The sequence below is a fragment of the Pseudomonas sp. B21-054 genome (assembly GCF_026016345.1).
In the GTDB taxonomy this organism is placed as follows: domain Bacteria; phylum Pseudomonadota; class Gammaproteobacteria; order Pseudomonadales; family Pseudomonadaceae; genus Aquipseudomonas.
In genome coordinates, this window is the sequence record NZ_CP087204.1 from 4781179 (window position 1) to 4796788 (window position 15610).

12 protein-coding genes are annotated in these 15610 nt (G+C 62.5%); 2 read left to right on the top strand and 10 right to left on the bottom strand.

Features of this window, described 5'->3' with window-relative positions; genetic code table 11:
• Positions 1 to 33 precede the first annotated feature (33 nt).
• The 10 genes from LOY70_RS20645 to LOY70_RS20690 all read right to left on the bottom strand — a co-directional run bounded on the left by LOY70_RS20645 (position 34) and on the right by LOY70_RS20690 (position 12009).
• On the bottom strand, positions 34 to 1017 hold the full coding sequence (locus LOY70_RS20645; protein WP_265029137.1) for a FecR family protein: 984 nt from the start codon (positions 1015 to 1017) through the stop codon (positions 34 to 36).
• 37 nt (positions 1018 to 1054) lie between these two features.
• Positions 1055 to 1555 carry a sigma-70 family RNA polymerase sigma factor gene (locus LOY70_RS20650; RefSeq protein ID WP_025214715.1) on the bottom strand — a complete coding sequence of 167 codons (501 nt, stop codon included), beginning with the start codon at positions 1553 to 1555 and terminating at the stop codon, positions 1055 to 1057.
• Positions 1556 to 1813: 258 nt separating this feature from the next.
• Positions 1814 to 2254: a carboxymuconolactone decarboxylase family protein gene (locus LOY70_RS20655; RefSeq protein WP_265029138.1), complete on the bottom strand. Its 441-nt coding sequence runs from the start codon at positions 2252 to 2254 to the stop codon at positions 1814 to 1816.
• Positions 2255 to 2412: 158 nt separating this feature from the next.
• Positions 2413 to 3855, bottom strand: a complete 1443-nt coding sequence (locus LOY70_RS20660) for a mechanosensitive ion channel family protein (RefSeq protein ID WP_265029139.1) — start codon at positions 3853 to 3855, stop codon at positions 2413 to 2415.
• 207 nt (positions 3856 to 4062) lie between these two features.
• Complete coding sequence (locus LOY70_RS20665; protein WP_265029140.1) at positions 4063 to 4929, bottom strand: pirin family protein; 867 nt, start codon at positions 4927 to 4929, stop codon at positions 4063 to 4065.
• 227 nt (positions 4930 to 5156) lie between these two features.
• Positions 5157 to 5771 carry a response regulator transcription factor gene (locus tag LOY70_RS20670; protein ID WP_265029141.1) on the bottom strand — a complete coding sequence of 205 codons (615 nt, stop codon included), beginning with the start codon at positions 5769 to 5771 and terminating at the stop codon, positions 5157 to 5159.
• A gap of 115 nt (positions 5772 to 5886) precedes the next feature.
• Complete coding sequence (locus LOY70_RS20675) at positions 5887 to 6321, bottom strand: response regulator (protein ID WP_265029142.1); 435 nt, start codon at positions 6319 to 6321, stop codon at positions 5887 to 5889.
• A 143-nt stretch (positions 6322 to 6464) separates the two neighbouring features.
• Positions 6465 to 9680: an ATP-binding protein gene (locus tag LOY70_RS20680; protein ID WP_265038138.1), complete on the bottom strand. Its 3216-nt coding sequence runs from the start codon at positions 9678 to 9680 to the stop codon at positions 6465 to 6467.
• A 352-nt stretch (positions 9681 to 10032) separates the two neighbouring features.
• Positions 10033 to 11367: a lysine N(6)-hydroxylase/L-ornithine N(5)-oxygenase family protein gene (locus LOY70_RS20685; protein WP_265029143.1), complete on the bottom strand. Its 1335-nt coding sequence runs from the start codon at positions 11365 to 11367 to the stop codon at positions 10033 to 10035.
• A 144-nt stretch (positions 11368 to 11511) separates the two neighbouring features.
• Positions 11512 to 12009, bottom strand: coding sequence for a sigma-70 family RNA polymerase sigma factor (locus LOY70_RS20690; RefSeq protein ID WP_265029144.1), 498 nt, complete (start codon positions 12007 to 12009; stop codon positions 11512 to 11514).
• A 473-nt stretch (positions 12010 to 12482) separates the two neighbouring features.
• Between LOY70_RS20690 and LOY70_RS20695 the strand changes: the two genes are divergently transcribed.
• Positions 12483 to 13634: an efflux RND transporter periplasmic adaptor subunit gene (locus LOY70_RS20695; protein ID WP_265029145.1), complete on the top strand. Its 1152-nt coding sequence runs from the start codon at positions 12483 to 12485 to the stop codon at positions 13632 to 13634.
• Positions 13635 to 15605, top strand: coding sequence for a MacB family efflux pump subunit (locus LOY70_RS20700; protein ID WP_265029146.1), 1971 nt, complete (start codon positions 13635 to 13637; stop codon positions 15603 to 15605).
• Positions 15606 to 15610: the final 5 nt, after the last annotated feature.

Genomic DNA, 15610 nt, shown 5'->3' on the forward strand with positions numbered 1-15610 from the left:
CAAGAAGACGAAGAACTCGAAAAAAACCTGAATCTATCGCGCAATTATTTCCTGGCTGCCGTCTTCCAGGGTCCGCACGGCCACCGGCAGGATGTTTGGCAGCGCCTTGAGCAGCGCCTCGGGATCATCGGAACGGAACACGCTGGTCAGGCGCAGATTGCCCACCGCCGCGCTGCCGACCCGCAACGGCTTGGCCCGATAGCGGGAAACTTCTTCGGCCACTTCACTCAACGGCGCGTTGTTGAACACCAGTTTGCCGTTGCGCCAGGCGGTGAGCGCGTCGGCGTTGATCGCATAAGGTGCGGCGACCTGGCCCTGGGCATCGATCTGGGTGCCCAGGCCCGCCGTCACGCTGACGACCTGCGCCCGTGGCGCATCCCGCCCCTGGACCTTGACGCTGCCCTGCTCCACCGCCACCCGGGTGGTGTTCGCATCGCGACGCACGTCAAAGCGCGTCCCGGTCACCGTCACCTGGCCATTCCCCGCCTCGACGGTGAATGGCCGGCCAGCGTCATGCTCGACACTGAACAAGGCCTCGCCTTCGACCAGTTCCACTCGGCGCTGGCGGTGGACGAATTGAACCCGTACCCGGCTACGACTGTTGAGGTCGATCATCGAACCGTCCGGCAAGGCTAGGTGCCGACGCTCGCCGAAGGCAGTGGCAAAGTCGCCGCTGTAATCGGTGGAAGAACTCAGCCCGCTGAACAGACCCAAGCCGACCGCCACCGCGAACAGCCCGGCGGCAACCGCGTAGCGCAGCAGCGGCCGCCGCTTGGGGCGTTCGGCGGGGCGTTCGCACAGCGCCTGCAGGCGTTCCCGAGGCAGCAGGTCCGTGGCACTCCAGATCCCTTGCAGCAAGTGAATTTCGTCGCGGTGGTTGGGATGCTCGTCGAGCCAGGTGTCGAAACGCTGGCGCTCCTCGACACTCATGGCGGGCGCTTGCAGGCGCACGAACCATTGCGCCGCCTCGTCGCGAACCCTGTTCTGCCCGCACGGGCATTCACGGCTATCCATCATGGAAGGTCCTGTGGTTCAGGTGGAAGATGACGACGGATCATTGGCCTGGCCCGTCCAGGCGATCGCGCAGATGCCGCAGGGTGCGGATCATATATTTTTCCACCATGTTTTTTGACAGGCCCAGGCGCTCGGCGATTTCCGCCTGGGTCAGGCCTTCGATCTTCTGCCAGACAAACACCGTACGGCAGTTGGCCGGCAGCTCGGCAAGCGCTCGCTCGATGGAGTCTGCCAGCTGGATCGCATGCATGTAGTGCTCCGGGTCGCCCGACAGCGACTGGCTATGGTCGACGGCCGCCTCCTCCATGGCCCCCCGTCGATCTTCGCGCCGATAACCATCCACTGCAATGTTGCGCGCCGTCTGGTGCAAATAGGCCCGCGGCTGCTCGACCCCGGCCGAATCGGACTCAAGCACCCGCACGAAGGTGTCATGGGCCAGGTCCTCGGCCTGCTGGCGATTGCGCAAGCGACGGGTCCAGGTGCCGATCAACTCTTCGTAATGCTCGAAAAAGCCGGGTCTGCGGGGCAGCTTGGGGGTCATCGCGGCGCGCTGTGGAAACGGGGTACGGATAGTAATGCTTCCCATTAATGCGAAGCAAACCTATTGCGGTGCCTGTCGTCCGAAGCTTTCAGAATTGAGAATGTCCTGTGGGAGCGAGCTTGCTCGCGATGGCGGTACATCAGTCACCCTCACCGTTGAAGGTCAGTCCGCTATCGCGAGCAAGCTCGCTCCCACAGGGTATGGTGTTTTCATTGAGGACGGCAGGACACATGCCCTGTCCGTATAGAAAGGGTGAGCTTACGCCTCAGGCATCTTGCGAAAGCCCACCGCCAGGCGGTTCCAACCATTGATGGCGTTGATCGCCACCGTCAGGTCGACCATTTCCTTGGGAGTGAAATGCTGGTTCAGCTGTTCGTAGTCGGCGTCCGGCGCGTGGGTCTCGCTCAGGCGGGTCAGGGCTTCGGTCCAGGCCAGTGCGGCGCGTTCGCGCGGGGTGAAGAACGGTGCTTCGCGCCAGGCGGTCACGGCGTACAGGCGACGTTCGCTCTCGCCGTCCTTGCGGGCATCGGCGGTGTGCATGTCGATGCAGAAGGCGCAGCCGTTGATTTGCGAGGAACGCAGCTTGACCAGCTCCAGCAGGGACTTTTCCAGGCCCAGTTTCGAGACAGTGGTTTCGAACGTCAGCATGGCTTTATAAGCTTCAGGGGAAGCGGTGTAGAAGTCGATACGCGGTTGCATGATGAACTCCAGAACAATGGGGTGTGGCGCTACGTTAGCGTTGCCCTGGCGAAGGACAAATAGCCAATTGTTGGGAAGTTCGGGTGGCCAATGGGTGACTGATACCTATCCCTTGGAAATGAATACCGCACCACAGGGTGGACACTTCAAGAGTTGATTCAGACCCGGCTGCGCAACCACTGCAGGAAGCGCTTCTTGGCGACGGGCTTTGGCAGCTCGCGGATGAGGTTCTGGGCGAGGTGGATGCGCACGTCCAGCAGGTTTTTCATGGCGTCGTTGATGTCGTGACGGGCGTCGAGGCAAGGTTTGAGGTAGCTGTTCTCGATGCGATAAAGGGTGCAAAAGGTTTTGGCCGAAAAGCTCGCCAGCGCGGCCTGTTCGGAAACGATCCCGGCTTCCCCGATCACCTCCCCCGGCCCCATGCGCCCAGCCTCGAAGGGCTGGCCGTTACGCATAAGGGTCACACTGACCACGCCGGATTCAATGATGAACAAATGATCGCTGACCTCCCCCGCCGGCAAAATCATGTCGCCGGCGCGGAAGGTCTGCAGGGTCATGTTCTGGCTGAAGGTATCTTTCTCGTCCTGGCGCAAGGTGGAGAAGATGTTTGAGCTTTCCAGCAACGCCCGGGGCCGCGACGCATCCTTGGCCGTGACGCTTTCACTGTTGGACAACAGGCTCACGCCCGATGCCTGCAAATGCCGGAACGCCAGGTCGAACAACTGGTTGCGCACCTCGCGCTTCTGGGCCCTGGAGACAACGAAGCCGCTGATCTCGTATTCCGCCCCGTCACTGCTGCTGCTTTTGAGCGTCACGCAGGGGGCCGGGTCGGCGAGCAAGGTCCGACAGCCGATCATCGCTCGCTCCAGCGCGTCGATCACGGTTTGGGGCCGCGCGTGAGGGCTGACCTGGACACTGATGGACAACCCATGGACATCGCTGGGTCGGCTGAAGTTGATGACCTTGGCCTTGGCCGCGAGTGAGTTGGGGATCACCGCCATGCTGCCCTGGGCGGTCTGCAACCGCGTGGCCCGCCAGTCAATGTCGGTGACCCGGCCTTCGGTGCCGTCGATGGAGATCCAGTCATCGAGCTGATAAGGCTTGGTGGTGTTGAGTACGATTCCGGAGAACACATCGCTGAGGGTGCTCTGCAGGGCCAGGCCGACGATGATCGCCATCGCGCCGGACGTCGCCAGCACGCCCTTGACCGGGAGGTCCAGCACATAGGCCAGCGCCGCGATGACGGCGATCAGGAAAATCACCGCGCCGAGCAAATCCTGCAACAAGCGCCCGGTATGACCGACCCGTTGCATCATCACCGCGCCCATCATCACCGTCAGGGTTCGCGCAGCGAGCAGCCACCAGGCGATTTGCAACCCGGTGGCCGCCAAGTGTCGTGGCACATCGTCGACCCACTGCGCCGGTTCCATGGGGTTGAGGCCCTCGTTGAACAGCAACATGCTGAACAAGGAGAAAATCACCAGCCGCGCGCCGATTTTCCAATAGGTCCGATCCGCACTGACCAAGCGCCACATCAGTATGTCGAGCACCAGCAGCGCCAAGGCACAGAGCAACGGGTGGTCGGAGATCAGAGACAGCATCGGACAGCTCCAGAAAGATCATTTGGGGCGAAGATTGGCACAGATTGAACGCCCTGTAGAGATCACTGCAGATCCAATGTGGGAGCGAGCTTGCTCGCGATTCCGGTGTGTCAGTCAGTGATGCATTGACTGTCAGGCCGCTATCGCGGGCAAGCCCGCTCCCACAGTGGATCCGCGTTGTCCGTTACTTAGCCTTCAGCTAGGGCATCAATCGTCCATCTGGCCGAAGCGTCCGGAATGGAAATCGTTGAAGGCCTGGTGGATTTCCTGCTCGCTGTTCATCACGAACGGACCATGGCCGACGATAGGTTCGTCAATGGGCTCGCCACTGAGCAGCAGCACCACCGCATCGTTATTGGCTTGCAGGCTCACCTGGTCGCCGGCCCGGTCGAACAGGGCCAGTTGCCCGGCCTCGACCCGTTCGCGGTCATTGACCTGGACCGAGCCATGCAGCACCACCAGGGCGGTGTTGTGGCCTTCATGCAGGTCAAGGGTCAGGCTTTTCCCGGCATTCAAGCGGATGTCCCAGACGTCGATGGGGGTGAAAGTCTTCGCGGGCCCTTGATGTCCCTCGAAGCGCCCGGCAATCAGGCGCAGGCTGCCGGCGCTGTCCTTCAGGGCGATGTTCGGAATGTCGCCCTTGAGCAGCGTCTGGTAGCCGGCCGGGGCCATTTTGTCCTTGGCGGGCAGGTTGACCCACAGCTGGACCATTTCCATGAACCCGCCTTGGCGAGCAAAGGCTTCGGAGTGAAATTCTTCGTGGATGATCCCGGATGCGGCGGTCATCCATTGCACGTCGCCAGGGCGGATCTTGCCGCCGCTGCCAGTGGAGTCACGGTGTTCCAGTTCGCCCTGGTAGACGATGGTCACGGTTTCAAAACCGCGATGCGGGTGTTGGCCGACGCCACGACGCTCGGTAGTGGGTGTAAATTCGCTGGGGGCCGCGTGGTCCAGCAGCAGGAACGGGCTGATGTGCTTGCCCAGGTTGTCATAGGAAAACAGCGTGCGAACCGGGAAGCCGTCGCCGACCCAATGGGGCCGTGGGCTGGTGTAGAGGCCGATGATGTTCTTCATGCTGTGTCTCCCATATCAGGTACTGCGATTCAATGGACACAGGATAAAACCGCCACCTTTGAAGCACTAGACTGCAAAAACCGGCCTTAGCGTTCTATCTGGAGAACAGTCAAATCGCACTGTGGGAGCGAGCTTGCTCGCGATAGCGGTGTATCAGCCGAAGATGCATCGATAGGCGGACCGCTATCGCGAGCAAGCTCGCTCCCACAAGTTCAGGTGTTACGCATTCACAGGTGATTGCGCTTGGCGAACTCCGACAGGCCCACCAAGGATCGCAAACCGAGCTTTTCCAACAGCCGAGTCTTGTAGGTGCTGACGGTCTTTGGACTCAGGAACAGGTTCTCGGCAATGTCCTTGCCGCGCATGCCCATGGACAACATGCGCAGAATGGATAACTCGCGGGTGGACAGGCTTTCCAGGGCCTGCTGTTCGGTGCGCTGCTGTAGATCCAGCCTGACCGACACTTGAGGAAAATAGGCGTAACCGGACTTCAACGCATGAATGGCCTTGGTCAGCTCTTGCAGATCGCTTTTCTTGGTCACGAACCCCCTGGCCCCGGCCGAGATGCAACGGTTACAGAAGTGCTGCGCATCCTGGGCAGTGAACACCAGCACACTGCACTCAGGAAACTGGGCCATGATCCAGACCAGCAGGTCCAGGCCATCGAAACCGTTCATCACCAGGTCCAGGATCACCAGGTCTGGCATCCCCTCCTTGATGAGTCTCCTGGCATCGACCACGCCGCTGGCATCCCTGATGCGGGTGAACCCCTCATTCTGGCAGATGAGCCGCAAGGCCCCGCGTATGACAGGGTGGTCATCCACGATCAACACGTCTTTCAAGGCAGTCCCCCAAGGTCAATACAAACGGCGCCGGTGCCATGACTGCACCGGACTCTTGCACAATCGCCAAGCCATGCCACCTGTCAGATCCGACAGTGCGGACCAACGGTCTGCCTCAACCTGAACCGCCCTGTCGCAGGCCATGATCCCAAGCTGGCAGCGACTCTCCGGCCTGATGATCAACCCGTTCCATCAGGCCCCGCAGTGCAGCGAGATCAGGCAGCGGGGCCTGGCTCAAGTGCATGCTCGATCGACGCGCGACAGGTGCTGACGACTGACTGACCTGTTGAGCGTTGTAGATCATCCCGTGACGAACCTGTGGGTTGTAGATAACGAAATCGTGCAGGTTCAGCGCCCCACTCGCCAACCCGGCGTTGACGACCACCAGGTCGAACGGCTCGCTGCCGTATTCCACCAGCGTCAGCAACTCCGGCAGATTGCTCACCGGGACAATCCGGAAATAGCCCTGTTGATTGAACAAGCGCTCCAGCACGATTCGATGAGTATGTTGTGGGTCGGCAATCAGGATACGTAGTGCTTTGTTCGGCATGGCAGGCATTCCAATAGCGACGCGCCAGGTATGAACCGGCTTGTGAACGTTATTAAGGGGCGTCAGGCTAGTGGAAGCTTTTGAGAGGCGCTGTAGGACTAGTCCTAAAATGAAGCCAGACGCAGCCCTTGCGGCGAGAAGACTTATTCCCTCGCCACAGGGATCTCCAGTTGTTCAGCCAGTTGCTCCATGGCCTGGTGCAGGTCGTCGACCGCTTGGGCGAGCAACGTCCTGTCGGACGCTCGGCAAGCGTTTTCCAACGCCTCGCAGGCGGCGATCAGGCGTTGCGCCTGGATGATCCGCGCCCCGCCCTTGATCCGATGCGCCAGGTCCGCCAAGCCCGGCAAGTCTTGTTGAGCGGACAAGCGCAACAGTCGCGCGGCATCTTCGGCATTGCTGCTGACCAGTTCCTTCAGCAAATGCTGGATGGCAGTCGAGTCGTTGCCCGTCAGTTGTTCCAGGCGGGTCAAGTCGAAGGACTCGGCGGACGGAGCCGCCTCGGCATCCGGCATGACCGAAGCCAGGCGCGCATTGAGGTCCCTGAGGCTGATGGGCTTGAACAGGCAGTCGTCCATCCCGGCTTCGACGCAGCGGTCCTTTTCCTCGGGTTGGGCGTTGGCGGTGAACCCCAGGATGACCGTCGATGCCAAGCCTCGCGTTTGCTCCTCGTCGCGAATGGCGCGGGCCAGTTCGTAGCCGCTCATCATCGGCATGTTGCAGTCGGTGATGACCACATCAAAGAGTTCGCTGCGCCAGGCGCGCAAACCTTGGGCGCCGTCCGGCGCATCCTGGACGCGATGCCCCAGGTAGCTCAGTTGCTGCGACAGCAGCACGCGGTTGGCCGGGTAATCGTCGACCACCAGGATGTTCAGCGTCCGTCCCGGCCCCAACGTCTCGACCTCGGCAGGCGGCGCTGTCGGCAAGGCATCGAGCACGGGCAGGCTCAGCCGGACCTCGACCTGCGTGCCCTCCCCCGGCACGCTGCTCAGCGTCAGGCTGCCGCCCATCATTTCACACAAGGTGCGGCTGATCACCAGCCCCAGCCCGGAACCGCTGCGGGCCGACTGGGTGCTATGGCTGGCCTGGGTAAAGGGGCTGAACAAACGTCGCTGGTCCTCCACCGAAATACCGCAGCCGGTGTCCTCGACCCGCAGGCAGATGCCCAGGCGCCCGTCGTCGGGCCCCGCTTCGGCGCGCGCACTCAGGCGCACTTCGCCCTGCTCGGTGAACTTGATGGCGTTGCTCAACAGATTCGACACCACCTGCTTGAAGCGCAACGGGTCGATCAATATGTCGCGGTCGATCGCCGCCTCCAGGTCCAGTGGCAGGCGCAAGTGTTTCTGCCACGCCAGGCCTTCGAAAATCCGCGCCACCGACTCGATCAGTTCCCGCAGGTTGGCGCGCTCCGGCGCCAGGGACAATTTGCCTGACTCGATGCGGGCGATGTCGAGGATGTCGCCGATCAATTCCAGCATGCCCCGGGCGGCGTCCGAAGCGACTTCGATAGCGAACCGGTCCACGATGCCCTGGTCGGCCTTTTTCAAGGCCAGCTCCAGCATGCCAATCACCGCATTCATCGGCGTGCGGATTTCATGGCTCATGGTCGCCACAAACGTGGTCTTGGCCCGATTGGCGTCGTCGGCGCTCTTCTTGGCCACGCGCAATTGCTCCAGCAGACGGCGAAGGTAGACAACCCAACCCAACGTCACCAGCAACAGCAGCGCGGCAATGGAAAAACCTTGGACGATGGTCGTGCGGTTGCGCAGCCAGTAGCTGTCATCGATCACCACTTCACTGCGCCAGCGGTTGGTCAGCTCGTCCATTTCTTCGGGGGAGATGCTCAGCAACGCCTTGTCCAGGATCGAGTAAAGCTCCAATGCTCCCCGATTCGTCGCCAGGGCAACGCGCGCGGGCAAGGTGCCCACGGTGCTGGTGATTTGCAATTTGTCGCGGTATTGGCGGGAGATCATGTAGCGGGCGCTGATCAGCGGATTGATCGCACCGTCCGCCGTGCCTGCGGCAACCATGGCCATGGCGTCGGCCGCATTCTGCGCCACCACCAACTGCACCCGGGGAAACTGCTCCAGCAGGAACTCGCGCAGTACGTTGCCACGCACCAGCGCCAGGCGCTTGCCGGCCATCTGGTCCAGAGTGAGCGGGACCTTGTCCCGAGCGGGCACCACCAGCACGAACGGGTTGGTCAGGTAAGGCCGGGTAAAGCGCAACTCATCTTCAAGTTCGGCGCTGGGTATGGCCGTCGCCAAAACGTCAGCCTTGCCGCTCTCGATCTGCCCGATCAGATCGTCAACCGAGCCGCCACGCTGCACATCGAACTTCAAACCGGTGCGCAAGCTGATGCGGGCCAGCACATCGGCGCTGATGCCGCGCAGATGGCCTTGCTCATCGAAGAACGTCAGCGGCAGGAAGTTTTCGTTGATGGCCACCTTGATCCGCGGATGGGCCTCCAGCCAGCGCTGCTCCTTGACGCTGAAATGCAGCGCTTGCTGACCCGGCATGCTCGCGCCCCCAGCGCTCCAGCGGCGCAGGATGTTCATGCGTTCGCTGGGAGGAATGGCGTGCAGCGCGGCGTTGACGACACGTAACACACGCACATTGTCGCGACTGACCGCAAAGGCGAACGGCTGCACTTCCATGCGCGAAAAATCCGCCAATTGGACGTTGTTCAGGTAGTTCTTGCTGATCAGGTAGTTGGCGCTGATCGAGTCCCCCAGATAGACATCGGCGTGACCAAACGCCACGGCGCCAATGGCACTCAGGGTCGAGGGGTACAACTGCAGGGACGCCTCGGGGTAGAACGCCTCGACCGTGTCCGGCGGCAAGTAGTGGTAAAGCATGGCGATACGCTTGTCCGCCAGGTCCGCAGGCAAATCCTGGCTGTCATCGATGCGAGCCACGAGGGTGGGCAGGTCATCGGCGTAGGCCTGGGACATCGCCAGGTCCGGGTCGCTGGCCTCGAAGCCGTTGGCGGTACCGAGCAAGTCGATCTCACCGCTGCGCAGGGCCTGGAGCGATTCGGCGCGGGACGGATAGCGCAGCACCTGCACCTCGACGTGCAAGAGTTGCCCGAGCAATTGTGCAAAGTCGGCGGTCAGGCCTTCATAGTCGCGGCCATTGCCGGTGATGCTGAAAGGCGCATAGTCCGGTGCCGAAGCGCCCAGCAATAACCGGCCTTTTTGCCGCAGCCAGGCCTGGTCGGCCGCGTCCAGGGACACCGAATAGTCGTTCACATTGGAGCGCCCGAGCACCTGCAGCGTCTCGGGTGCCGCGCCAACCCGTGGCATCACACTCAATGAGCCCAGCAACAGCACCACCAGGCCTGTGCGTCGAAGCAGCATCATCTGGATCAGGTTGTTTCGCTTGGCGTAGTCGGCCCGGTACACCTGCGACTTCACAATCAGTCAGGGTGACCGGCTGATGGGTTCAGACTGCCAAAACGAGGGAACAGCGAACCGTCTGGGCGCCAGGCAAAAATGCACAAGGCGCGAAATGAGTGTAGGAAACTTCTGAAGAATTTCCTGCGGGTGACCTGAGGCAGGTCAGTTCAGGGGTCAGAGGTTCAGACCAGTGGGAGCGGGCTTGCTCGCGAAGGCGGTGGGTCAGTTACATTGATGTCGACTGTCCCACCGCATTCGCGAGCAAGCCCGCTCCCACAGGGTTTGTGCATTGACTGATAAGTCGCGCAGCGCTCGCCTATACGGCGGCGAGCAACAGATCGCGCACCGGACGACCCTGCCCGCGATTTTTTCCGTGCTCATAGAGTGAGCCGGCGATTTCATCGGCGCGCACCGGCAGGATCGACAGCAGGGTATCGCTCAGGCCATGGCTGGCCTGGCAGAAACCCTGCATGTAGATCGCCGCCTTGCAGCGTTCGTCGGTGATCAGCTTGTAGTTGCGATCCACCTCGAAATCTCCCAGGTACTGCGCCAGCGGCTCCAGCAGGGTGCGGTGCATTTGCCGTTCGTAACCGGTGGCCAGCACCACTGCGTCGTAGCGGCGCACGGTCAGCTCGCCAGTGGCGTTGTTGCGCGTCGCCAACTCCACGCCGCCGTCGGTGGCCGTGGCTTTCTCCACCGTGGTGAGGGTACGGAATGCATGGCGAGCGATGCCCGAGACCTTTTGCCGATAGAAGATCCCGTAGATGCGTTCGATCAGGTCGATGTCCACCACCGAATAATTGGTGTTGTGGTACTCGTTGACCAGGCGCTCGCGCTCGCTGTGGGGTTGCTGGAACACCAGGTCGGTGAATTCCGGCGAGAACACTTCGTTGACGAACGGGCTGTCGTCCGCCGGCTTGAGGGCCGAACCGCGCAGGATCATGTCGACCTGCACCGACGGGAAGCTGTCGTTGAGGTCGATGAAGGCCTCCGCCGCGCTCTGTCCGCCACCGATGATCGCGATGCTCATCGGCTGGCCGTTCACGCACGGCTGGGTCGCCATGCGCTCCAGGTACTGGGAATGGTGGAACACCCGGCCGTCATCCTTGAAGGCCTTGAACGCCTCGGGAATGCGTGGCGTACCACCGGCACTGACCACCACCGAACGGGTGGTACGCACGAATTCTTCGCCCTGGCGGCCGCGGGAAATCACCCGCAGGGCTTCGACCTGCTGGTTGTGCAGCAGCGGTTCGATGCGCAGCACTTCTTCACCGTAGCGACTCTGTTCGGCGAACTGCGCGGCCACCCAGCGCAGGTAGTCGTTGTATTCCATGCGGCACGGATAGAACGTGCCGAGGTTGATGAAGTCCACCAGGCGGCCATGGTGCTTGAGGTAATTGACGAACGAATAAGGGCTGGTGGGGTTGCGCAGGGTCACCAGGTCCTTGAGGAAGGAAATCTGCAACTCGCTCTGGGTCACCAGGGTGTTGCCGTGCCAGCGGTAATCGGCCTGTTTGTCGAGGAACAGCACATCCAGTTCGCCCTGGACCGGGGCCCGCTCCTGCAGCGCGATGGCCAGCGCCAGGTTCGAGGGGCCGAAGCCGATACCGATCAAGTCGTGAACGGTGGGCGATGCAATTGCCTGTGTCATGTCCAGTGTCCTCTGGAGAAGCCCTCAACAGGGCACAAAAAGCCTGGGGGACCTGACCAGCATTTGTGAGGCCGGCAAGTCGTCTGTTGAGAGAAACGAGGACAATGAAAAAAAATTTACCGCGATGCGACCGCCGTCGACGGATTAATGCGCGTCCCACTGTCGTACACGAATGCGACAGTGCTTCATGGCGTTGACGATGTGCTTCTCCACCAGCGCCCGGGAAATGCCCAGGCGCTCGGCGATTTGCGGATGGGACAGGCCTTCGAGCTTGCGCAGCAGAAAGCTCTCGCGGCACAGCGGTGGCAGCTCGGCCAGGGCGCGCTGCAGCATGTCCAGGCGCTGGCCATGGTCGAGGCTGGTGTGGGGCGACGCCGTGAAGAAGCGCTCTTCGCTGTCCAGCACGTCCAGGGATTCGACCTGGCGCAAGGTATTGCGCCGATGACCGTCGATCACCAGATTCAATGCGGTGCGGTACAAGAAGGCCCGGGGTTGTTCGATGGGGGTGTCGCTGGCGCGCTCCAGCACCCGTACATAGGCGTCATGCACCACATCCTCGGCCGCCTGGCGGTTGCCTAGCCTGGCGTTCAGGAAACACACCAGCTCGCGATAGTAGTTTTCCAACATGACTCCCGTGCGCATGGCTGCGCCAGCTATCCCTGTGCCCATTCGGCATGCCTGGACAGGCAATGGCACGATAGTGGCAGATTCAATGGCGTAATTTATAGTAATTCTCATATAGATTTAAAGCTTTCGTTTGTATCAGGGCTGATTCGTTCATCTCAACCCTGGCGGAGCACGGCTTTTGTGTGGAGAGGGGATGTATCTGTGGCGAGGGGATTTATCCCCGCTGGGCTGCGAAGCGGCCCCAAACCAGCCCACTCAATCCACCTGATATACCGAGGCGTTGGCTTTGGGGGGCTGCTTCGCAGCCCAGCGGGGATAAATCCCCTCACCACAACATCACATGACTTGGCTGCCGAGTTGCCTTCCCCTCAACCTGCTACCAAGTGTTTCAAGCCAGTAAATTCCCACCCCAAGCGCTCGTCTACCAGAACAGCCTCCCGTCCCTGCCCTGCCTGCGACGGACCCGATATCACTGGCCGGAACCCTGCATGAAACGTCCCCGTCCTACCCGACGCGCCTGGCTTTTAACCTTGGCCCTGCTTCCGGCCGTGGCCTTCGCCGCCTGGCAAGCGGTCGCACCGAATCGCGAGCCCCTGGCAACCGCGCCCGTCACCCGTGGCGATATCGAAAACAGCGTCACCGCCCTGGGCACTTTGCAACCGCGTCGCTACGTGGACGTCGGCGCCCAGGCCTCCGGGCAAATCCAGAAGATCCATGTGGAGGCCGGCGACGAGGTTCGCGAAGGCCAGTTGCTGGTTGAAATCGACCCGTCCACGCAAAAGGCCCGGCTGGACGCCGGACGCTTCTCCATCGAGAACCTCAAGGCCCAGCTTCAGGAACAGCGTGCCCAACACGACCTGGCACAGCAGAAATTCCGCCGCCAGCAGCAACTCAAGGCCGGCGGCGCCACCCGCGAGGAAGACGTGCAGACCGCCCAGGCCGAAGTGCGGGCGACCCAAGCGCGGATCGACATGTTCCAGGCCCAGATCCGTCAGGCCCAGGCCAGTTTGCGCAGTGACGAGGCCGAGTTGGGCTATACGCGAATCTATGCGCCTATGAGCGGCACCGTGGTCGCCGTCGGCGCGCGGGAGGGCCAGACCCTCAACGCCCAGCAACAAACCCCATTGATCCTGCGCATCGCCCGGCTGTCGCCGATGACGGTCTGGGCTGAGGTTTCAGAAGCGGACATCGGCCACGTCAAACCGGGCATGACCGCCTACTTCACGACGCTGTCCGGCGGCGCCCGTCGCTGGAGCAGCACCGTGCGCCAGATCCTCCCGGTACCGCCACGTCCGCTGGAAGCCAGCCAGGGCGGTGGCCCGACCGGCGGGCGCAGTGGCAGCGAACGGGTGGTGCTCTACACCGTGCTGCTCGACGTAGACAACGCCGACCGCAGCCTGATGACCGACATGACCGCCCAAGTGTTTTTCGTCGCCGCCCAGGCCCAGAACGTGCTGACCGTGCCCACCGCTGCGCTACAGGACAACGCCGCCCAGGTGCGGGTGCTGGCCGACAACGGCGATGTCCAGTCGCGGGCCGTGCGCACCGGCGTCAGCGATCGACTGCGCATCCAGATCGTCGACGGCCTGAGCGAGGGCGAACAGGTACTGATCGGCCCGGCCACCGGCAGCGGAGGCTGAATGAACACGCCCCTGGTCGAACTGCGGGACATTCACAAGGCCTACGGCGGCGGCGACAGTCCCCGGGTGGAGGTGCTGCGCGGCATCGACTTGTCCATCCACGCCGGGGAATTCCTGGCGATTGTCGGCGCGTCCGGCTCCGGTAAATCCACCTTGATGAACATCCTCGGCTGCCTCGACCGCCCTACCAGCGGCGAATACCGTTTTGCCGGTGAAGACGTCGCCAATCTGGGCAGCGATGAATTGGCCTGGTTGCGGCGCGAGGCGTTCGGGTTCGTGTTCCAGGGCTACCACCTGATCCCGTCCGGCACCGCCCAGGAAAACGTCGAAATGCCAGCCATCTATGCCGGCACCTCGGCCGCCGAACGCCATGCCCGCGCCAGCGCCCTGCTGGAACGACTGGGCTTGGCCAGCCGCACCGGCAACCGTCCCCATCAGCTCTCCGGCGGCCAGCAACAACGGGTGTCGATTGCCCGGGCCTTGATGAACGGCGGCCACATCATTCTCGCCGACGAACCCACCGGCGCCCTCGACAGCCAGAGCGGCATCGAAGTCATGGCCTTGCTCGACGAACTGGCAAGCCAGGGCCACGTGGTGATCCTGATCACCCACGACCGCGAAGTGGCGGCCCGGGCCAAACGCATCATTGAAATCCGCGACGGCTCGATCATCAGCGACAGCGCCACCTCTTTGCCGGCCGACGTGCAAGCCAATCCAAAAGCCCTGCAAGCCGTGGACCTGCGCCAGCGCCTGAGTGCCGGCAGCGAACACAACGGCGCCTGGAAAGGCGAGTTGGTCGACGCCGTGCAGGCCGCGTGGCGGGTGATGTGGATCAACCGTTTCCGCACCGCCCTGACCTTGCTCGGTATCGTCATCGGCGTGGCCTCGGTGGTGGTGATGCTGGCGGTGGGCGAAGGCAGCAAGCGTCAGGTCATGGCCCAGATGGGCGCCTTCGGTTCCAATATCATCTACCTCAACGGCAGCGCACCCAGCCCGCGCGCGGCCAAGGGCATCATCAGCGAATACGACCTGGCCGCCCTCGCTGCCCTGCCCGAAGTGCAGCGGATCATGCCGGTCAACGGCGCCGACGCCAGCGTGCGTTTCGGCAACCTCGACCACACCAGCTACGTCGGCGGTAACGACACGAATTTCCCGATCATCTTCAATTGGCCGGTGGCCCAGGGCAGTTACTTCAGCGAGGCCGATGAGCGTAGCGCTGCCGCGGTAGCGGTGATCGGCTACCGGGTCCGGCAGAAACTGTTCAAGGACCTCGCCGACCCCGTCGGCCGCTACATCCTGATCGAGAACATGCCGTTCCAGGTGGTCGGCGTGCTGGCCGAAAAAGGCGCCAGCTCCGGGGATTCGGACGCCGATGACCGCATCGCCGTGCCCTACTCCGCCGCCAGCGTGCGGCTGTTCGGCAGTCGTCATCCCGAGTACGTGGTGATCGCCGCCAAGGACGCGGGCAAGGTCAAGGAAGCCGAGCAAGCCGTCTCCCGAACGCTGCTGCGCCTGCATGACGGCAAGCAGGATTTCGAACTGACCAACAACGCCGCGATGATCCAGGCCGAGGCCCGCACCCAGGGCACGCTGTCGTTGATGCTCGGCGCCATTGCGGCGATCTCGCTGTTGGTGGGCGGCATCGGTGTGATGAACATCATGCTCATGACCGTGCGCGAACGGACCCGGGAAATCGGCATCCGCATGGCCACCGGCGCTCGCCAGCGCGACATCCTGCGCCAGTTCCTCACCGAAGCGGTGATGCTCTCGGTGGTCGGCGGGCTGGCGGGCATCGGCCTGGCCCTGCTGGTGGGCGGTGCGTTGCTGCTGGGCAAGATCGCCGTAGCGTTCGAGTGGCTGGCGGTGTTCGGCGCCTTCGGCTGCGCCCTGGTCACCGGCGTTGTCTTCGGTTTCATGCCGGCCCGCAAGGCCGCCCGCCTCGACCCGGTCGCGGCCCTCACCAGTGAATGAACCTC